Origin of the sequence: Rossellomorea aquimaris (assembly GCF_001877785.1) — a bacterium.
Taxonomy (GTDB): Bacteria; Bacillota; Bacilli; order Bacillales; family Bacillaceae_B; genus Rossellomorea; species Rossellomorea aquimaris_A.
In genome coordinates this window covers 829432-849149 of sequence record NZ_MINN01000074.1, presented here as the reverse complement: position 1 = coordinate 849149, position 19718 = coordinate 829432, and the positions used below count along the sequence as shown (strand labels likewise).

Genomic DNA, 19718 nt, shown 5'->3' with positions numbered 1-19718 from the left:
AATGAAACAAGAAAAAGCTTTAGTCGTATTCAGCGGAGGGCAGGACAGCACTACATGCCTGTTCTGGGCAAAAAAAGAATTCAGTGAAGTTGAAGCGGTAACGTTCAATTACGGGCAGCGTCATGCAGCTGAATTGGACTGTGCAAAAGAAATAGCGGAGGATTTGAATATACCCCATCATACGCTTGATATGAGTCTATTGAATCAGCTGGCTCCAAGTGCTCTGACAAGGAAGGATGAAGCCATCACACATGAGGAAGGTGAATTGCCTTCTACCTTCGTTCCCGGAAGAAACTTATTATTCCTTTCATTTGCCGGGGTTCTGGCGAAGCAGATCGGGGCCAGGCATATCATTACGGGCGTCTGCGAAACCGACTTCAGCGGATATCCTGATTGCCGGGATATATTTGTGAAATCAATGAACGTTTCACTCAATCTCTCAATGGATGCACAATTTGTGATTCATACCCCGCTGATGTGGATTGATAAGGCTCAGACGTGGGAAATGGCCGATAGTCTGGGAGCAATTGATTATATACGTGAAAACACCTTAACCTGCTACAACGGAGTTAAAGGTGACGGGTGCGGTGAATGTCCGGCTTGTGAATTGCGGCAAAGAGGTCTGAAACAATATTTACTAAAGAAACAAGGAGGAGAAGAATAATGATTCAGCAAATTTATCCGTCTCCTTCTCATGAGTATGAATTTGAACTGAATAAGGATATGCATTTTGCTGCATCTCATTATATCCCGCATGAAGATGCAGGTGACTGTCAAAAGGTGCATGGTCATACTTACTATGCAAATATAACGATTGGTGGAAATGAACTGGATGACTCAGGTTTCCTCATAAATTTCAAGCATATCAAGAAATTGATTCATAAACGTTTTGATCACACTTTGTTAAACAAGGACAGCCTCTTTTCAGATGAAGATCCCATGAAATTCCCAACTACTGAAGTCGTGGCAAAAACGGTATGTGAAATCATACAGGAGCATTTGGATACGCTGGAACACCATCCTGTATGTCTTCAGGTGTTCTTGAGGGAAACTCCTACATCTTATGTCATATACAGACCGAAAAAGGGGAGAGTATCATGAACAAATTTCCTATCTTGGAAATTTTCGGACCGACTATTCAAGGTGAAGGGATGGTAGTCGGCCGGAAAACGATGTTTGTAAGGACTGCAGGATGTGATTACAGTTGTTCATGGTGTGATTCGGCTTTCACCTGGGACGGATCGGCAAAAGATGATATAAGGCTATTGACTGCAGAAGAGATATGGAATGAGCTGAGTGAGACAGGTGGGAAGCGGTTCTCCCATGTCACGATTTCAGGGGGGAATCCTGCACTGCTATCCAGTTTAGGGGAACTGCTCGACATTTTTAAAGAAAAAGGCATAGAGTCCGCCCTGGAGACACAAGGCAGCAGATGGCAGGATTGGTTTTACGATATTGACGATTTGACGATTTCACCAAAACCGCCAAGTTCTAATATGGTAACAGATTTCAAGAAATTGGACGAAATCATTAAAAAGTTAATAGACAATGAATCCAGTTTCAGCTTAAAAGTGGTGGTTTTCAATGACGAAGATATGCAATATGCCAAGAAGGTGCACAAGCGATATCCATCAGTCCCTTTTTACATCCAAACAGGTAATCCGCAAACAACAGAAGAAAACACAACTAAATTGGTTTCCGATTTGCTGAATGATTTTGAAAAATTGATCGATAAAGTGTCAAAGGATGATGAATTAAATAATGTAAGGGTCCTCCCGCAGCTGCATACGCTTGTTTGGGGAAACAAGCGGGGGGTGTAGGAAATCACAAAAGCGATTGAATGTTTCAATCGCTTTTTGTATTGTGACTGTTATTCACTTTCTTGCATTTTCATCTTGATTTCGGTCGATGCTCTTTTTCCCCTCTACATAAAATACCTCATCAAAATCGTCCTGTCCCTCTTTATTTTTGCTTATTGCAACTAGAGGATTTGAATACTGTGCGGGTAAAATGTGACCGGTTATTTCATCAAAATCAAGAATCCTTCTATTTTCCACATCTCTTCTCTCAGGCATATATACACCTCCTAGCTTTAGTTTGCTGAATAAGAAAACTTGTATGTAAAAATTTTAATCACCTATAAAATGCTTTGATGTGTAAAAAAGTAAAGATTTTGTTCGATATAAACTAGGTAAGGCAGTTATCGCGCTTATAGAGAATGGAAGGACGTATCAAAATGAATGATTTAAAAAGGATCTTGCTTGAAAGCGGCACAAATGAACTTGAAATGGTTGAATTTGAAGTTCAAGGGAATAAATTCGGAATAAATGTGATCAAAGTGAAGGAAATTATTCAACCATCAGCGGTCATCCCCGTTCCTCACTCTCATCCGCATGTAAAGGGATTAATTCAACTAAGGGGTGAAGTACTTCCAGTGGTGGATATGGCCAGGGTGCTTGGACTTCAAGAAAAAGACGCTCCCCAGTCAAAATTCATCGTATGCGAATTCAATAAACAAAAAGTGGTTTTCCATGTACATAATGTTACTCAGATTCATCGTATTTCCTGGAATCAAATTGAAAAACCTTCTGAAATGTATTCCGGGATAAAGTCAGGAATCATCGGAGTCGTTAAGCGTGAGGATTCAATGGTATTAATGCTTGACTTTGAAAGTATCATGGTAGAAATCAATCCTGAGTCGGGGATCCACATCGAGCAGGTGAAAAAGCTTGGGAAAAGAGAAAGAAGGGATAAAAAAATCGTAGCTGCCGAAGACTCACCGCTCCTCAGGAAACTGCTCAATGAAACCTTAACTGAAGCGGGTTACGATACGGTCGAATTTTTTGAGAACGGGGCAGATGCACTGTCATATCTTGAATCACTTGCAGAGAATGCAGGACCTATTGAAGAAATGGTAGGTCTGGTCATAACAGATGTTGAAATGCCGCAGATGGACGGCCATCATCTGACAAAGCGAATCAAGAGTCATCCTGTTTTAAAAAAGCTGCCGGTTATTATCTTCTCATCGCTTATCACAAATGATCTGCGGCACAAGGGTGAGATGGTAGGTGCAGAAGATCAAGTAAGCAAACCTGAAATAGCAGAATTGATATCAAAAATTGATCAGTTCGTACTGTGAAAATAGAAAAAGGCTGTATGATTTATATTCATACAGCCATCTGCAAAAAAAAGGGGGGCGCTTTAAAGCGCTAAAATTCCAGGGCATTAAAAGAAGCTGTCCCCCAGCTTTTTAAATACAGGTTTCTGGTAATTGTTTTTTCTTTGCTTTTTGTGTTTATCTTCAGTATCGGACATCCCCGTATAGTTTTCCAAGATGCCCTTTGCCTGGTGAAGTCCCATTTTACTTCTCGGGTTCCTTATAGCCTGGTCGAGTGTCCCCAAGTGCGGGAGCTGCTTGAAATCCTCTTTTGAGGGCGGTATGTGAAAGGTGTATTCACCACAGTCAATCAGGACATCCGATTGCTGCTGGCTGAATTTAGGATTGTTTGAAAAATGAAGTCCTACTTTTTTGGCTTTGCCTTCACGGATCATCTTCATCAAGGCACGCTTCTTCAGTGCATACAAGTATTTGGGATTACCGGCGGTCTTTGCGTGACGATTTACAGTGAAAATGGCTTGAGAGAGGATATTAACTGATGTGGAGGAAGGGGTTTCATTACTGGTATTTCTCAAGTTATTGGCTCCTTTCTATTATATTCCTTACTATTATACCTTCTTTTTCTATCGATGGAAAGGAGAAGAAGCTACTTATTGTTAGAAAACTGGGATTTTTCTTTTAATCCTTCTTACAATTTTATCGGAACTGTAAGAAAAGAAAAAAGAACTGAATCAATAAATGACCAGTTCTTTTAAATTTGATTTAAGTTATCAAGCAGCTTACCTTTGCGGATAAATGTTGATATTTTCCGTCACATAATTCGGGGAAGGCGCAAAAGTGTTTCCATAAGGTGCACCTCCATATGGTACTCCTCCATAAGGTACCCCACCATAAGGCGGGTAAGGCGGATAATACGGCGGGCAGCATGGTCTGTTAAATAACAGCGGACCAATGGCCAAACCGGCTAAACCACCTGCTAAAAATGGAAGGCCGAAAAAAGGAAAGAACCGTTGATCATATCCTCTCATGGCAGGGTAGTTATAGGTATTATAAGGAATAAACGGCTGACGATACATGAATAACCTCCTCTCTATTCTTATTATTGTATGGTCATGTTGTACTCTGTGAGCCTGTATTAATGAAAAAGCCAATGGGGGATCTTCACATTAATGATTATAAAGTGCAATAAATATTGAATTTTCACACATATTTATAGGAAATGACTCCATTTACTAGTACAATGTATTTAGGAAAAAAGAATCAACCAAGTATACGCGGATGAGGATGAAATTCATGCAGGCACTGAACAGGAAGCAGGATAATGATAGATTGGACATGGTTTTTAAAGAGGTTGTACTGGAATACATAAATGACATGATTTTTATCATGAAAGTCGAAAAAGGACCTTCTTTTCGTTATGTATATATAAATGAATCAGCCAGAAAAAGCACGGATATAAAAGATGAGGATATGGGAAGAATGCTGGATGAAGTGCTCTCGGGGGATCTAGGTGACCGTTTAAGGGAGAAGTATGTTCAATTGGTGGAGAACGGGGAGTCGATCATTTTCAGGGATACAATCGAACTTCCTGGCGGGGAACAGGTGATAAATGAATCAATCTTAACGCCTATCAAGAATGAATCGGAAAAAATTGAATACGTTGTTTCTATTACGAGAGATGTTACTCCGATCATGAGGGAAAAGAAAAGGCTATCTAATGCAAGAAACAGGTATAAGTCGATCATTGAACATAATTTGGACGCCATTTTCATATTGGATTCAAACGGTGTAATAAAGGAATCCAATATTGCTGGCTGCCAATTGACGGGGTATCAAAAAAGCCAAATGGTGAATTCCGCTATTTATGAGCTGTTTCATTCATCGATCAAGCAGGAAATAGAAGAGGCCTTAATAAAGGCTTCAAACGGTATACCGTCTACACTTGAACATTGTATGCTGAATACTGTGACCGGGAAAGACAAGATCACAAGCATCAAAGCTGTTCCGATTGTGGTAGAGGAGAAATTTGATGGGTGTTATATCATTATCAAAGATAATACTGTTTCTTTTGAACAAAATGAAATGATCCATTACATGGCCCTGCATGATCAATTAACCGGAATTTGGAACCGTAAAGCTTTAGATGAGCATTTACCCTTGTTTGTTCAATCGATGGAGGAATCGGAACGGGAGCTGTCGGTATTGTACTTGGATCTTGATCGATTCAAGTTTGTGAACGATACGCTGGGATTAACAGGCGGCGACCGTGTACTTAAAAATATAGCGCAGCGTCTGGCGACTTTGACGGATGAAGATTGCCTTCTTTACAGACAGGGAGGGGATGAATTTATTTTTCTGTTGAAAAACAGCAGTCTTGAGGATACAAAGAAAAAAGCGATGGAAGTCCTCAGCTTATTTCAACAGTCATTCATGATGGAGGGGCAGGAGTTCTACATAAGTCCTTCCATGGGAATAAGCCGGTATCCTGCAGATGGCTATGATGGAAATACTCTCATACAAAAAGCTGCTCAGGCTTTATTTCAAGTAAAGGAGAAAGGCAGGGCTCATTACAGGTTTTATCAAACGCATATGGAATCAAGCTTTCCGAATTATATGATCATGGAATCTCATTTGAGGAAAGCGATCGAGAAAGATGAACTGTCCATACATTATCAACCTCAGATTAATCTTTCAACCGGCAATGTTGATAGTTTCGAAGCGTTGATTCGCTGGAATAACAGGAAATTCGGATTTGTGTCTCCCGGTCAGTTCATCCCGCTTGCAGAGGAAACCGGACTAATCCACGGAATTGGTGAATGGGTGCTTGAAAATGTGTGCCTCCAGCTAAGAGATTGGAGGAGGAAAGGGAATAAGGACGTAAGGATTGCAATCAATATTTCCCCAAAACAATTTCAACAGGAGCAGCTGGCGGATATGATACGGGAGTACCTTTATAAATATGCAATCCCTGCTGAATGCCTGGAAATTGAAATAACGGAAGGAGCCATGCAGGATACCCAGCAGACTTTGACCTTACTCAAGAAGCTTAAAGAATTGGGTGTGTTTATTTCTGTGGATGATTTCGGCACAGGTTATTCCTCTCTGAATTATTTGAAAAGGTTTCCGATTGACATTCTTAAAATAGACCAATCCTTCGTGAGGGAAATCGGATCCAGTCAAAAAGATTCTGCAATCACCACTACCATTATCCATCTGGCCCACAGTCTTGGAATGGAAGTGATTGCAGAAGGTGTTGAAAAAGAAGGCCAGGTCCATTTCTTAAAAGAAGCAAACTGCCAAAAAGCGCAGGGGTTTTATTTCAGTAAACCGAAAGTACCCGAAGAATTGGAGCACTATGTTTATGCTTAATATATTTCGATCCATTAATTTGACAGTGACGGGTGATATCACTTATGTTTAAGTGAGGTCATCATTATAGTAAGGTAAGAGTCAAGTTAATAAAGGAGAGGGATTACGATGAAGAAGAAGCAAATGGAAATCCTTTTTCTCCCTGCCGATAGAGGGACGGTCAAAGTGTATGTATACGGCTTTCATACGCCTCGAACTCTGGGTCAGGTCTCTGTTACATTTAATAATGTTTCTGTTGAAGCAAAGGGATACAGACGGAATAAGACGATTATTAAAGCATTGGCTCAGCTCCATGATGCGATTGTCAATAATCAGGACAGTTAAATAAAAAATCCGGCACATAAAACATGTGCCGGATTTTTTTTATAAGAAAGCTGGCTGATTGGGAAACAGGTGTGTTAAAATAATGAGTGAATATTCATTCATTTCAAAGGGGAGAAAAAATATGGGAGAAAAACAAACGGTCATCATTACCGGGGGATCCAACGGAATGGGGAAATACATGGCAAAGTATTTTCTGGAAAAAGGCTCTAACGTTGTCATCACTGGACGGAATGAAGAGAGACTTCAATCTGTGAAAGAAGAATTCGCTTCACTTAAAGGGAAAATGGAAGTGTTTCAAATGGATGTGAGGGAACCTGCGCATGCCGAGGAAATGGCGTCATTCACTGCAGAGAAGTTTGGAAAAATTGATGTCTTGATCAACAATGCAGCCGGAAACTTTATCTGCCCCGTTGAGAAGCTTTCTCCAAACGGGTGGAAATCTGTTATAGATATCGTGTTGAATGGTACTTTCTTTTGTTCCCATGCAGTGGGTAACCATTGGATTAAAGAAAATTATAAAGGCTCTATCATCAATATGGTGGCTACATATGCCTGGAACGCCGGAGCCGGGGTGGCTCATTCTGCTGCAGCTAAAGCGGGTGTCTTGTCCTTGACCAGGACCCTTGCGGTGGAATGGGGTCATAAGTATGGAATTCGTACCAATGCAATTGCGCCGGGACCGATTGAACGTACAGGAGGGGCCGAGAAGTTATGGACCTCAGAGGAAGCTGCCAAACGTACGATTGAAAGCGTCCCATTAAAAAGACTGGGGACCCCGGAAGAAATTGCGGGTCTTGCTTATTTCATTTCTTCAGAACAAGCTGCATATATGAATGGGGAATGCATCACACTGGATGGCGGGCAATGGCTGAACCCATTTCCGTTTTAATAACCTTTTTTGTTGGAATGCTCACGATGCGGGGCATTCTTTTTTTTGGCTTTTATTCATCCTAACGTATGACTATTTGAGTTAATGATCATGTGTTATAATTATGCAAAAAAATGTTTCAGGTTGGAGGAGTGGAAATGGATCCCTTGGACGTAATTAGCAATATTGAGAAAGTCATTCCTTATTATCAACCGGTTTTCAGTGCAGATGAACATAAAATCATCGGGTATGAAGTCCTTGGAAGAATGATCGAGGACAATGGCGAGGCAGTGAGCCTTGGTCCTTTTTTTACGGGGAATGATATTCCTGACGAATATAAAATCGAAGTCGACGAGAAAGTGACCGCAAAGGCACTCCTTCAATTCATCCAGTCCAATCAGGAGGGGCTCATATTTATTAACAGGGATGCGAGGCTCCTCATGCTTGACCATGGTGAATCGTTCATGGAGCTGTTACAGTGTTTTAAAGCGCAAGGGCTTAATTTGAACCGGATTGTGCTCGAATTATCCGAGAAGACCTTTCAAGGTGATTTTGAACAGCTGGTACATGTTTTGCTCTATTATAAAACATATGGAATAAAAGTAGCCATTGATAATGTAAGGGGGAATATTGGAGAGCTTGACAGACTGTCTCTTTTTTCTCCGGATATCCTGAAAGTTGATCTTTCGCAGCTCAGAAATGACGCAGGTAATAAAATGTATAAGGACATATTATTCAGTCTATCTGTGCTTGCAAGAAAAATCGGTGCCTCCCTGCTGTTTGAGCATATCGAAATAAATTATCAGCTGCAGTTTGCATGGTTGAACGGCGGCAGATACTATCAGGGTTATTATTTGAAAAAGCCTTCGGAGGGTTTCTTGAAATCCGATGTACTTAAAGTCAAACTGAAAGAAAAATGCCAGGATTTCATTCGTTACGAAAAAAAACATCTGGAAGCAGGATATCAATTCGCTGAAGATTTACATAAGGAAATCAACCGTCTCCTGATCCTGTTGAGAAAACAGACACAAGAGTATGATCAACTGCTCTCCGGACTTGCTGACGCTTTCACTGATAAGTGCTTCCGCCTGTATATGTGCGATGAAAATGGGTTCCAGGTCACCAGCAATATTCTGAAAGTACATGGAAATTGGGAAGTCTACGAACGATTTAAAGGTAAGAACTGGAGCTGGCGGCCTTATTTCTTGGAAAATATCATCAGGATGAGGATAAATAAAAAGGGATTATTGTCTGACATCTACAGCGATATTGATTCGGGTGAACCGATTCGGACTTATTCATACCCATTCGGTGACGGTTTGTACTTGTTCATCGATCTCTCTTACGAATTTTTATTTGAAGAAGAAAGCCTTCTTTATTAACGTCTTTTGTACATTCATTTGCAGCTGCCTGAGCCTTTCCATTTTTCCTTGAATAGTGTGTTTCCATTAGGGGAAATTATCATTAAAGAAACATTGAAGGAGGGGCTTTGATGAGTTTTTATATTATACTGCTCACTTTGGTTGCTGTGGGAGTGGCGGGCTATTCAGTTTATTATACATTTAGAATTGCGGGACAGGAAAAAAGGTTAAAAGGTGAATTTGACACAGACATACCGGAAGCAGTTAAGGCGCATCCTTTTATGCGTAATCCGGTCTTCATAGCGATATTAGTTTTTACTGTTTTCGTGGTAGTCATGATCCTTTATTTATCTTTTAAATTTGTCTATTGACACAGTTAGGTTGGAACAAAAGTAATTTAGTCTGAATAAAACCCGAACTAATTTGCATGCGATCAGGCAAATTAGTTCGGGTTTTAAATTTGTTCAATGGGACCTCAAGCCTCTAGCCGCCGGAGCTGGGCAAAAGAAAAGAGAAGTGCACTGCTCAGAGGCGGCAAGCCTATGATGAATGGGCCGGGAATCTTTTCCTTCTTGATTCAATTATCTTGTTATTTGGATTTTTTGGAAATTAATGGAATAAATCCTAAAATTCAAAGATTATCCCTCAGTATTCGAAGATTATTGATCCGAATTGAAAGAAAAAGTCTAGTTTTCAAAAGATTACGGGCAAAAATTAAAAGATTCTCCCGATTCACCCCGTTCCGCAGGCAGCTTTATAGCGCTCATTTCGAGAAAAAACGCTGATTACACCTAATACGGCGAGTACAACCATTTTGTTTACTGAGCAAAGAACGCCTTTAACCTCAGGAAACCTCCATATAATACCGATTATCACCTCGAGGGACTTGCCGCCGGAACTTAACATAATCTGCTCCGGAGAATGCCAGGAGAATCATCGCCCGCCCGCAGAAAGCGAAGTCTTGCACGGAAATCATTAGCATGGAGTTGAGTCCCGATCTTCTTCTTGTGGTTGAATATTCCAGTGGTCTTCGTGTTTAACACCTGGATATCCGGGAAAATGGCAAATAAGTGAAAAAGATGTCAATCAGTGTAGTTATTTTTCGAACAAAACTTAGCCAATCGACAAATTTCAATTGCTACAATAGATTCACCTATTTATTTTAAGGAGGGGAATAAAATGGAAAAAAGGAAGTTATTAATCCTTGTGTTGATCATCGGCCTCGTTTCAGCAGCTTGCGGACAAATCAAACAAACACAGGCGTCCACGTTCACGGACAAGCAGGCAATGGCTTTGGTGAAGGAAGCGTTCCAGACCCAAGTCTCTTTAAGTGAAAAGCCTCAACCAATGGAGGACATCGAAAAGCAGCTTCATGCATCATTTACAGAGGAACTGACAAATTCATTCATAGAAGATAATGTTGTACAGGCAGACGGAGGCTATATGACGTTTGGTTCAGACTTTGCAAAGCATTATATTCCTTTCTTTTCTTACGACAAGTCAACCAATGTTCAATACGAAAATGGAAAGTGGTACATATGGGAAGAACGTTCAGGTGAAGAGGAAGGTCCTGTAAGCACAGAGCCGGGAGTGGAAGCGGTGGTGTTAGCGAAGGAAAAAGGTGACTGGAAGATATCTTCCATAACAAATGAAATTCCTGATAAGCTTAGATAAACGTGAAAAAAGATACCTCTCTGCGAAGGAGGTATCTTTTTCTCTGGCCTTATTCATATTTCCAATGCTGCTTTGAGTGCTTCCAAATCAAACCCTGAGATGACAAGATCTCCTACGGTTATGGTAGGGGTCGAATAGGACTTTAACCTCTTCATCAAAAACTCTCTTGCTCCGGTATCTTCCTTAATATTTTTTTCAACGTATTCAATTCCATATTCTCTCATGAAAAGCTTCACGACCTCGCATGGAGGGCATTCTGGCTGTGAGTATAATGTTACTTTTTTCAAGATTTAAGTTCTCCTTTCCTGGTTAAATAATCCACTATCCCCATCGCTGAAACCTTCATATCAAGTTCCAATACGTTAAACAGTGGATGATCCGGTTCAATGCCGTCATGTACGAATGAATTTTTCACAAGATTGTATAGCTCAGTGGACAGATTTTCTGAATTATCATTGAATGAAGAGTCGGGAGAAAATACTGCTTCCGCCACAGCCATGAACCGATCCAGCCATGCGTCAACTTCTGATAAAGCATGAACGGGTTCTTCCGTCATGCCGTAATGGCCGAAATAGATTCGTCTCAAACTTTTATCCTTGAAAAAATGCATGGATTCCTTTATGGCATCCGGGCTGAATTGGTTTGGGGAAGTGGAAGGAAGGTAAATTGATTTTCCATCGTTCCGATACTGAATTCCACAGGTGTCCCCGGTAAACATGCCTTCTGACACCGGATCGTAAATGCTGAAATGGTGATTTGCATGACCCGGTGTGTCATAAAAGGTGAGCGTACATGTCTCACTGAGTCTTAAAGTGTCCCCGTGCCCCTTAACCACCATCCGTTCTTTCGGTATGGGTTTGACCGGAGAAAATAACCGTTCGAAATCTTCTCCGTAAACCGCTTTTGCCCCGGCAATCAACCTGGATGGATCGTTCAGATGCCTGTACCCTTTTGGGTGGACGACAATTGTAGCTGAAGGGCACTCTTCCAGCAACAGACCTGCTCCTCCGGCATGATCTAAATGGATGTGGGTCAGAATTATGTATTGAATATCTTCTAATTTAATGTTTAACTTAGAGAGACCTTTTTTTAGATGAGGAATCGAAGGGCTGGCAGATGTTTCAACAATCGCAATCGATTCTTCATGAATGACATAGCTCCCGGTTCGTCCTTTCAATGACAAATCCATGAGGTCGACTAATGATATCCTGGAATCCAAACGCTCAACACACATCATAACAAATCCTTTCTCAGCTTTTTCTTTTCATTATATAGTATTTTTCTCATGTGCAGGGCAAAACATTAGATTTCACAGGATAGAATTTGGTACAATGCAAAAGCTATGAAAAAAGAAATAGAACAGGAAAGGAGAGACTGCTTATGTCTCAGCTTCTTGGAATCATACAAAGATTAAAGACATTGCAAGAACAAGGTGAACAAGGGGAAACTCAACAACGATTTTTTGAATACAATGGAAAGAAGATTTGTGAGGTAAAGTATTTACCAAAACAGGATACTTTCGAAATTGAGGTTATGAATGAAAAAGGAAGCAGCTTTCCTTTTGATAACATCGATATCACGGCAATTGAAATATATGAATTGCTGCAGGAAGCAAATCAGGAATAGTGGAAAGATAACCAGATGAGATTTTAATCTTATTTGGTTATTTTTTTGTGGTTTCTAATCCATTTTTTGTTATTTCGGATTGAATATTACAACATTTTTCTGCTCATATGTTAAAATTAGTTTGGCACGTGCTATCAATTGAAATGAAAGGCTGCTTTCTAAAAGGTGTTGCTTTTCGTAAATAGGCTTGTAGCCTGAAAATAGCTTATAGTCGTGCTCTTTTCTAACCCAGTCTTTAACAATAGACGGACGGACAAGCCGAAGATACCCAAGTTCAGGTATTTTCTTGTGTGCATAGCAACAAAGCAAGCGAAAAGAGCCAAATGAAAAAAGATGTCTTTAAAAAAGTGCAAGAATTAAATGAAACATTCTTCAAAAATGAGGGGTTATGCATGATTTCATTAAACAGTAAGGAATTTTTAGAAACGAATATTAAAGATTTTATCATTCCATCAGAGAAGGTGGCACATGTCCAGATGGGGAATTCCCTTGAGCATGCTTTGCTGCTTCTCACTAAGAGCGGATATTCGTCAATTCCCATATTGGACCCGGCATTCCGTTTGCAGGGGCTTATCAGTTCCTCTTTAATAACAGATGCAGTTCTTGGACTGGAACGCTTTGAATTCGAAAAATTGGAAACTTTAAAAGTTGAAGAAGTGATGACGAGGGAGTTCCCTGCCATTTCGCTCGATTCTAATTTTAAGAAGGCACTTGAATTACTGATTGATCATCCTTTTTTATGTGTGATATCAGAAGATGACTATTTTGAAGGGATCATGACCAGAAGAGTGATGTTGAAGCAGCTTAAACGTAACATCTATAATTCCTGATACTTATAGGAATCGAATATGGAAGGCAGGGGGAACCTGCTTTCGAGGAGCGGGGAGGATGGCATTACATGTCATCCTCTTTCATTGAATATTGAAGTAAGGAGAACAATATGGACGGTTTAATGAAAGAAAGTAAAAAGCAGACAAAAAAACCTTATGTACTGGCAGCAGTAATGCTCGCGATGTTTATGGGAGCGATTGAAGCGACAATCGTTTCTACGGCAATGCCTGCAATAGTCGGTGATCTCGGTGGATTCTCCCTGTACAGCTGGGTGTTTTCCTCTTATTTATTGATGAATGCTGTAACTGTATTGATATACGGGAAGTTATCTGATCTATTCGGCAGGAAACCAATCATCACAATTGGAATCATCATATTCCTGATAGGTTCGATTCTTTGCGGGTTTTCCCAATCGATGACACAGCTCATTGTGTTCAGATTTATTCAAGGTTTCGGTGCGGGTGCGGTGCTCCCTATGGCAACGACAATTGTCGGAGACATTTATTCCAAAGAGGAACGTGCTAAAATTCAAGGTTACCTGTCGAGTGTATGGGGGATTTCAGCGATCAGCGGACCGCTCATCGGAGGGCTGCTTGTTGAATATGTAAGCTGGCGGTTTGTCTTTTGGATCAATATACCATTAGGGATCCTCGCCATTGCCGGCCTCTGGTTATTCCTGCATGAGAATATTGAAAAGAAAAAACCTGTGATTGATTACGCCGGTGCTGTTTTGCTGGTAATGACTATATCTGCTTTAATGATCGTACTGGTAGAAGGGGGCGTCCGTCTGCCGTGGGCTTCCTGGCAGACGATCCTTCTGATCAGCATCTCTGTCCTTGGTCTTGCAGTGTTTGTTTATCATGAAAATAGGACTCCGCAGCCTATGATGCCATTCGATTTGTGGAAGGTAAGATCGATTCTCGCAGCGAATGTGGTTTCACTTACTACGGGAGTCATGCTTATCGGGATTTCGAGCTTTCTCCCTGCCTTTGTACAAGGGGTCATGGAAAGAAGCGCTACTGTTGCTGGTTTTACCCTCACAGCTATGTCGATAGGGTGGCCGATCTCAGCCACGATTGCCGGACGCTTATTATTACGCGCCGGTTATTTCGTCACTTCCTTGATCGGCGGCATTTCACTCGTTGCTGGCGCAGCTGTCTTTGTAATGATGCAGCCGTCTTACGGGCCGTTATGGGCAGCAGCCGGTTCCTTTTTTATCGGAGTCGGGATGGGCCTTTCATCTACCGCCTTTATTGTTTCCATCCAATCCACCGTTGAATGGAAGGTGAGGGGGATCGCTACAGCCACGAATATGTTCATGAGAAACCTTGGTACGACAATTGGTGCTGCGCTGCTCGGAGGAATCCTGAATAGCAGACTGCAGGATTATCTTCAGGAGTCGGGAGCAGACAGTGAACTTTCAATCGATGGGGTGAATGCTTTATTAAGCGAGTCGGAAAGAGAGGCCATGAGCCCCGAGCTGATTCAAACCCTTCAGGATGGTTTAACATCCTCGCTTCACACTGTTTATCTTGTCGTGCTTCTATTTGCAGTCTTCAGCTTTATCGGGATATTATTTCTTCCAAAAGACAAAGGGTTACAGAAATAGACGGAATCCAACTTGTATGATGAGGATCAGCGTAATGATATTCAATAAGATTCCTGCTTGTTTAATGGAGATTTTAGATGCCAATCTGACAGAAAGCTGAGCTCCGATCAAAGCACCTAAAGCAAAAGGAACCGCAGTCATCCAGTCGACATGGCCATTGATCAAATACATGAAGAATGCACCAAGGCAGCTGATAAAGGTCTGGAACCTCGTTAATGCAACGGTCTTTAGATAAGAGAAACCGTGTCTTATATATGTGTACATAAGGAGGGTAGCCTGGCCGGGGCCGAATAATCCGTCATAGCTGCTGATCAAAAAAAGTTTGCCAAATGGAAGCTTATGATCTTCTGCTGACTTTTCAGTCTTGTTTCTTTTTAATACACTTAAGAGCAATGCACCCAATAAGAAGAAAAAAGCCATCCACTCGAGCACTTCCGGATCTATCTTGTCTGAGAGGAAAGCTCCGGCAAGTCCGCCTGCAACTGCAAGCGGGACGATCGGGAGGCATTCTTTCATGGTTATTTTACGATCCTTAAGCAAGTAAACAAAACTTGATAATGAACTGATGATATTTGAAAATTTAGCAGTCGCTATACTGGTGTGGACAGGAATGCCGAGAAGAAGCATCATTGGCATTCCGATCAATCCCCCGCTTCCTGCAAGTGTACCGACAAAAGCGACAGTAAGCCCCGTCACAAATAATAGAACTTCCATTTTTTCCACCTCGCTGTTTCTAGGTACTTATAGTGTATTCCAATCGAAATGATAATGAAATATTATTTATTTTAAGATATAATATAAGAAAAACTTATGAGGTTATGATCATGGCATTTACGGAATATCAATTATTACAAGTCTTGGCTCAAGAAATGAATATGAGAAAAGCAGCTGAAAGGCTGTTTGTCTCTCAGCCTGCATTATCTCAGCGGCTGCAAAATATCGAAAAAGAGTGGGGGACCAAACTTTTTCTCCGTTCACAGAAAGGGTTGTCGCTGACACCTGCCGGTGAGCTTGTCGTCAAATTGGCAGATGAAATGCTCGGGAAGCAGGAACTTGTGAAAGAACAGATCCAGGCCCTTGAAAATGAGGTGCACGGTACATTAAAGATTGCCTGTGCGTCGATTGTCGGCCAGAATTGGCTGCCGAAAGTTCTGAAGCGTTTTGTCGAGACGTATCCCCATGCCAAAATATCCTTGATGACAGGATGGAGCAGCGAAATCCTGAAGGCAATCTATGAAGATGAGGTCCATATTGGAATCATAAGGGGGACACCTGATTGGAAAGGTCCAAAACATCATTTATTCCAGGATACTTTGTACTTGGTCGACCGTGAAATTCAATCAATTGACGAAGTGATGAAAACAGACAGACCGTTCATACAATTTAAGAGTGATTCGAATTATTATCAGGAAATTCAGGAATGGTGGCACCGCCAGTTCCAGACGACCCCGAAACGCACAATCGTGGTGGATCAGATTGAAACCTGCAAACAGATGACCCTGAATGGAATCGGTTATGCCATACTGCCGGCAATCACTCTTGATGGGATGGAAGAAAATATTTATAAAATTCCTCTCGTGGATGATCATGATGCCCTCATTCACAGGGATACCTGGCTGCTCGGTTACGAGTATGCTTTTGAACTCAGGCAGGTAAGTGCATTTGTTGAAGTTGTAAAAGAATTCCTTGATGGAAATTCTCGATAATCAGGATTTTTGGGTTGTCTTCTACCCTTTAATTTGTTAAAGTAATTCAAGAAAGAATCTGAATTTATACATAACTTTGGAGGGGACATGCATGAAAATGATGGATGCAAACGAAATTATTTCGTTTATACAGAATAGTACAAAATCAACACCTGTAAAGGTTTATGTAAAAGGAGAGTTGGACGGGATCGATTTCGGTTCTTCCTCTCAAACATTTATTGATGGAAAAACAGGGGTTGTCTTCGGAGAATGGAATGAGCTTTCCAAGGTCCTTGAAGAGAACAGTGACAAAATTGAGGATTATGTACTTGAAAATGACCGCAGGAACTCTGCCATCCCGTTGTTGGATTTAAAAAGTGTAAAAGCCCGTATCGAACCTGGTGCGATTATCCGTGATCAGGTAGAAATCGGTGAAAACTGTGTCATCATGATGGGATCTGTCATCAATATCGGATCGGTGGTCGGTGCAGGTACGATGATCGATATGAATGTGGTCCTCGGTGGACGGGCTACGGTAGGTAAGAACTGTCATATCGGTGCAGGAGCTGTCCTTGCCGGAGTCATCGAGCCGCCATCGGCAAAACCGGTCATCATTGAAGACGACGTAGTGATTGGGGCGAATGCAGTTGTATTGGAAGGCGTAACGGTCGGAAAAGGCGCTGTTGTCGCAGCAGGTGCGGTAGTCGTTGATGATGTGGCACCATTTACGGTTGTAGCAGGTACACCTGCCAAAAAGCTTAAAGACATCGATGATAAGACAAAATCAAAAACAGAAATCAAGCAGGAGCTTCGCCAGCTGTAAACGACTGCAGGCGAAGCGGGGATTCACATAATTAAAAGCTATCCATGAAAGAACGGGCGGAAAGAAAATCTTTCGTCTGTTCTTTTTGTATAGAGGTGAGACAGAAAGGCAGGGTGCGGGAGTATGATTGCGAGAGATTTCAAGACCATCAGAAGAGACCTTCACAAAATCCCGGAACTGGGATTTCAGGAATTCAAGACACAGAAGTATTTGATTGATTATATAAACGATTTGCCTTCACATCGATATGAGATGAAGAAATGGAAGACAGGCCTGCTTGTAAAGGTTCTGGGTACAAAACCTTCCAGAGTCATCGGTTACCGTACGGATATAGACGGATTGCCGATTGACGAAGAAACCGGCCTTGAGTTCCATTCCACTCATGAAGGAAGGATGCATGCTTGCGGACATGACCTTCATATGTCGATTGCACTCGGTGTCCTTACTCATTTTGTTGAGCACCCGACAGGAGATGATTTGCTTTTCATTTTTCAACCGGCGGAGGAAGGGCCGGGCGGAGCCCAGCCCTTGCTTGAAAGTGCAGAGCTGAAGGATTGGATGCCCGATGCTATTTTTGCTTTGCATATAGCTCCAGAATACGAAGTGGGTACGGTCGCGATTAAGGAAGGCCTCCTGTTTGCGAATACATCGGAATTATTCATCACGTTCAAGGGAAAAGGGGGGCATGCGGCATATCCTCACCAAACCAAAGATATGATTGTAGCTGCTTCTTATTTTGTAACACAGCTTCAGTCGATCGTATCAAGGAATGTGGATCCGCTTGACAGTGCCGTCATTACGATTGGAAAGATGGAAAGCGGCACCGTCCAAAATATCATTGCCGAAACCGCCACCCTCGAAGGCACGATCCGTACCCTCTCACCCCAGTCGATGAAAAGTGTGAAAACGAGATTGGAAGCACTGGTTGAAGGCATGAAGATAATTTATGACTGTGACATAGAAGTAGATTACGGCAGCATGTATCAGCAGGTGTACAACGATCCAGAATGGACGAAGGACTTCGTTTCGTTTATAGAGAAAACAGAAAACCGTAAACTTGTAATCTGTAAAGAAGCCATGACCGGTGAAGATTTTGGCTATATGCTTGAGAAAATACCCGGGTTTATGTTTTGGCTGGGTGTGAATTCTCCATATGGCCTGCATCATTCTAAACTCGTTCCCGATGAAGACGCGATAGATTTTGCCATCTCGTTATTGACGGACTATTTCGAATCACTGAATGGAAAGAATTAAAGAAAAAGGTCCGGAGCCGTTAGTGTCGGCACCGGACCTTTTTATTATTGTTCTTTTTTTTCAATATAGACTTGATGAGGGAATGGAATTTCTATACCGTTTTGATCGAGAGCTTCTTTTAATGCTTTACGAAGCTTTCTTTCCACACCCCACTGTTCCATATTCCTCGTCTTCCCGATAATGCGGAGCACGACATCGGAAGCCCCAAGAGTCTGAACTCCGACAACATTTGGACCTTCAACAATATTGTCATCTTCCCGGGCAATCCTGTCGCACACTTCCTGCATGACAACCATGGCTTTATCAATGTTATCATCATACGAAATCCCGATATCTACAAGTGCACGCATATTACCCCTGGAATGATTACTCACACTGGTGATTTCCCTGTTAGGAACGTAATGAAGTGTACCATCGAACCCCCGGATATGGGTAGTGCGGAGTCCAACCTCTTCAACAATCCCCGAGAAATTTCCAGTGCTGACATAGTCGCCGACATCGACCTGTTTTTCTAAAAGAATGAAGAACCCTGTAACCACATCACTGACAAGTCCCTGGGCACCGAATCCTACTGCAAGACCTACGATTCCGGCTCCTGCAAGGATTGCCGTAACCTGAATGCCGAAGATCTGAAGGATCGTAACAAAAAAGATAAAAATCAGGACGTATCCTACAATGTTTTTACTGAGGCTTTGGAGCGTCTGAGCCCTGCCTGCCGATACGTCATTTCTCTTACTGTACTTATCAAATATTCTTTCAATCACTTTGTTTGCTGCAGCCTTTACTGCTATGAAGACAATCCAGATCGCCAGTATCTGCAGAGCGCCGATCCCAAGGGTGACAAGCAGCCCGCCCCAATTGAAATTGGCAATCTTATCACCTAATAAATTTAGTCCAAGTATGTATTCCAATCCAACCATCCTTTCTAATATAATTATGAACCTTTATAGTATACACATTGACAGAAGGGTTATGTCAAAGGAGAAACCTGTCAGGAGTCTATTGATTTATTCCCCGGCTGTGTAAAGATAAACTCCAACCACAGAACAGAATATCCAACAGAATGATTAAAATGTATCGGTCAAACGACCGATTTTTCAAGGGAAGTTTATTTATAGAATAGGCTTATAAAACCAAATATTTATTTTATATTGTTCCAGTTGATTGGAGTGCAAG

General features: G+C 41.6%; 23 protein-coding genes. 16 read left to right on the top strand and 7 right to left on the bottom strand.

The genetic code is table 11. The annotated features are described in order from the left end of the window. Window position 1: 1 nt before the first annotated feature. From queC to queE, 3 genes are read left to right on the top strand one after another with little or no spacing between them, the layout of a single operon-like run. Entirely contained in the window at window positions 2-664 is a 663-nt protein-coding gene (gene queC, locus BHE18_RS08095; RefSeq protein WP_071618057.1) for a 7-cyano-7-deazaguanine synthase QueC, read from the top strand. Continuing rightward, window positions 664-1101 carry a 6-carboxytetrahydropterin synthase gene (locus BHE18_RS08090; protein WP_071618056.1) on the top strand — a complete coding sequence of 146 codons (438 nt, stop codon included), beginning with the start codon at window positions 664-666 and terminating at the stop codon, window positions 1099-1101. Before queC ends, BHE18_RS08090 begins: the two co-directional genes overlap by 1 nt. Then, on the top strand, window positions 1095-1820 hold the full coding sequence (gene queE, locus BHE18_RS08085) for a 7-carboxy-7-deazaguanine synthase QueE (RefSeq protein WP_440480386.1): 726 nt from the start codon (window positions 1095-1097) through the stop codon (window positions 1818-1820). Before BHE18_RS08090 ends, queE begins: the two co-directional genes overlap by 7 nt. A 54-nt stretch (window positions 1821-1874) precedes the next feature. On the opposite strand, the gene BHE18_RS08080 is transcribed toward queE, so the two are convergent. Beyond that, on the bottom strand, window positions 1875-2075 hold the full coding sequence (locus tag BHE18_RS08080) for a hypothetical protein (RefSeq protein WP_071618054.1): 201 nt from the start codon (window positions 2073-2075) through the stop codon (window positions 1875-1877). 161 nt (window positions 2076-2236) lie between these two features. Between BHE18_RS08080 and BHE18_RS08075 the strand changes: the two genes are divergently transcribed. Next, window positions 2237-3139 (top strand): chemotaxis protein, encoded by a 903-nt coding sequence (locus tag BHE18_RS08075; RefSeq protein ID WP_071618053.1) that lies wholly within the window; start codon window positions 2237-2239, stop codon window positions 3137-3139. An 86-nt stretch (window positions 3140-3225) separates the two neighbouring features. Here BHE18_RS08075 and BHE18_RS08070 read toward each other — a convergent pair whose 3' ends face one another. Both BHE18_RS08070 and BHE18_RS22875 read right to left on the bottom strand, forming a co-directional pair. Continuing rightward, complete coding sequence (locus BHE18_RS08070) at window positions 3226-3693, bottom strand: YkyB family protein (protein WP_071618052.1); 468 nt, start codon at window positions 3691-3693, stop codon at window positions 3226-3228. Between the two features lie 204 nt (window positions 3694-3897). Beyond that, on the bottom strand, window positions 3898-4194 hold the full coding sequence (locus tag BHE18_RS22875; protein ID WP_071618051.1) for a hypothetical protein: 297 nt from the start codon (window positions 4192-4194) through the stop codon (window positions 3898-3900). Window positions 4195-4411: 217 nt separating this feature from the next. Here BHE18_RS22875 and BHE18_RS08060 point away from each other — a divergent pair, with 217 nt between their 5' ends. The 6 genes from BHE18_RS08060 to BHE18_RS08035 all read left to right on the top strand — a co-directional run bounded on the left by BHE18_RS08060 (window position 4412) and on the right by BHE18_RS08035 (window position 10714). Next, window positions 4412-6487 (top strand): sensor domain-containing protein, encoded by a 2076-nt coding sequence (locus BHE18_RS08060; RefSeq protein ID WP_171910672.1) that lies wholly within the window; start codon window positions 4412-4414, stop codon window positions 6485-6487. Window positions 6488-6595: 108 nt separating this feature from the next. Then, window positions 6596-6811, top strand: coding sequence for a hypothetical protein (locus BHE18_RS08055; RefSeq protein ID WP_071618050.1), 216 nt, complete (start codon window positions 6596-6598; stop codon window positions 6809-6811). A 121-nt stretch (window positions 6812-6932) separates the two neighbouring features. Further along, complete coding sequence (gene fadH, locus BHE18_RS08050) at window positions 6933-7700, top strand: 2,4-dienoyl-CoA reductase (RefSeq protein WP_071618283.1); 768 nt, start codon at window positions 6933-6935, stop codon at window positions 7698-7700. 137 nt (window positions 7701-7837) lie between these two features. Beyond that, entirely contained in the window at window positions 7838-9061 is a 1224-nt protein-coding gene (locus BHE18_RS08045; protein WP_071618049.1) for an EAL domain-containing protein, read from the top strand. A gap of 110 nt (window positions 9062-9171) precedes the next feature. Beyond that, on the top strand, window positions 9172-9411 hold the full coding sequence (locus BHE18_RS08040; protein ID WP_071618048.1) for a hypothetical protein: 240 nt from the start codon (window positions 9172-9174) through the stop codon (window positions 9409-9411). 808 nt (window positions 9412-10219) lie between these two features. Next, window positions 10220-10714 carry a DUF3993 domain-containing protein gene (locus BHE18_RS08035; RefSeq protein WP_071618047.1) on the top strand — a complete coding sequence of 165 codons (495 nt, stop codon included), beginning with the start codon at window positions 10220-10222 and terminating at the stop codon, window positions 10712-10714. Between the two features lie 53 nt (window positions 10715-10767). Here BHE18_RS08035 and BHE18_RS08030 read toward each other — a convergent pair whose 3' ends face one another. Both BHE18_RS08030 and BHE18_RS08025 read right to left on the bottom strand, forming a co-directional pair. Next, window positions 10768-11001: a glutaredoxin family protein gene (locus tag BHE18_RS08030; RefSeq protein WP_071618046.1), complete on the bottom strand. Its 234-nt coding sequence runs from the start codon at window positions 10999-11001 to the stop codon at window positions 10768-10770. Then, window positions 10998-11951: an MBL fold metallo-hydrolase gene (locus tag BHE18_RS08025; RefSeq protein ID WP_071618045.1), complete on the bottom strand. Its 954-nt coding sequence runs from the start codon at window positions 11949-11951 to the stop codon at window positions 10998-11000. The genes BHE18_RS08030 and BHE18_RS08025 overlap by 4 nt, the downstream gene beginning before the upstream one ends. Before the next feature lie 143 nt (window positions 11952-12094). Between BHE18_RS08025 and BHE18_RS08020 the strand changes: the two genes are divergently transcribed. The 3 genes from BHE18_RS08020 to BHE18_RS08010 all read left to right on the top strand — a co-directional run bounded on the left by BHE18_RS08020 (window position 12095) and on the right by BHE18_RS08010 (window position 14780). Then, window positions 12095-12340 (top strand): YkuJ family protein, encoded by a 246-nt coding sequence (locus BHE18_RS08020; protein WP_032089035.1) that lies wholly within the window; start codon window positions 12095-12097, stop codon window positions 12338-12340. 392 nt (window positions 12341-12732) lie between these two features. Next, a complete protein-coding gene (gene cbpB, locus BHE18_RS08015) occupies window positions 12733-13170 on the top strand; it encodes a cyclic-di-AMP-binding protein CbpB (RefSeq protein ID WP_071618282.1) in 438 nt (145 codons plus the stop codon). 110 nt (window positions 13171-13280) lie between these two features. Further along, a complete protein-coding gene (locus BHE18_RS08010; RefSeq protein WP_071618044.1) occupies window positions 13281-14780 on the top strand; it encodes an MDR family MFS transporter in 1500 nt (499 codons plus the stop codon). On the opposite strand, the gene BHE18_RS08005 is transcribed toward BHE18_RS08010, so the two are convergent. Continuing rightward, the gene (locus BHE18_RS08005) at window positions 14769-15494 is read right to left on the bottom strand and encodes a sulfite exporter TauE/SafE family protein (protein WP_071618043.1); all 726 of its coding nucleotides are present in this window, start codon (window positions 15492-15494) and stop codon (window positions 14769-14771) included. The genes BHE18_RS08010 and BHE18_RS08005 overlap by 12 nt on opposite strands. 110 nt (window positions 15495-15604) lie before the next feature. Here BHE18_RS08005 and BHE18_RS08000 point away from each other — a divergent pair, with 110 nt between their 5' ends. The 3 genes from BHE18_RS08000 to BHE18_RS07990 all read left to right on the top strand — a co-directional run bounded on the left by BHE18_RS08000 (window position 15605) and on the right by BHE18_RS07990 (window position 18542). Then, a complete protein-coding gene (locus tag BHE18_RS08000; RefSeq protein WP_071618042.1) occupies window positions 15605-16486 on the top strand; it encodes a LysR family transcriptional regulator in 882 nt (293 codons plus the stop codon). A 91-nt stretch (window positions 16487-16577) separates the two neighbouring features. Beyond that, complete coding sequence (dapD, locus tag BHE18_RS07995; RefSeq protein ID WP_071618041.1) at window positions 16578-17288, top strand: 2,3,4,5-tetrahydropyridine-2,6-dicarboxylate N-acetyltransferase; 711 nt, start codon at window positions 16578-16580, stop codon at window positions 17286-17288. A gap of 123 nt (window positions 17289-17411) precedes the next feature. Continuing rightward, complete coding sequence (locus BHE18_RS07990) at window positions 17412-18542, top strand: N-acetyldiaminopimelate deacetylase (protein WP_071618040.1); 1131 nt, start codon at window positions 17412-17414, stop codon at window positions 18540-18542. A gap of 44 nt (window positions 18543-18586) precedes the next feature. Here BHE18_RS07990 and BHE18_RS07985 read toward each other — a convergent pair whose 3' ends face one another. Beyond that, window positions 18587-19462 (bottom strand): mechanosensitive ion channel family protein, encoded by an 876-nt coding sequence (locus BHE18_RS07985; RefSeq protein WP_071618039.1) that lies wholly within the window; start codon window positions 19460-19462, stop codon window positions 18587-18589. Between the last annotated feature and the right edge of the window lie 256 nt (window positions 19463-19718).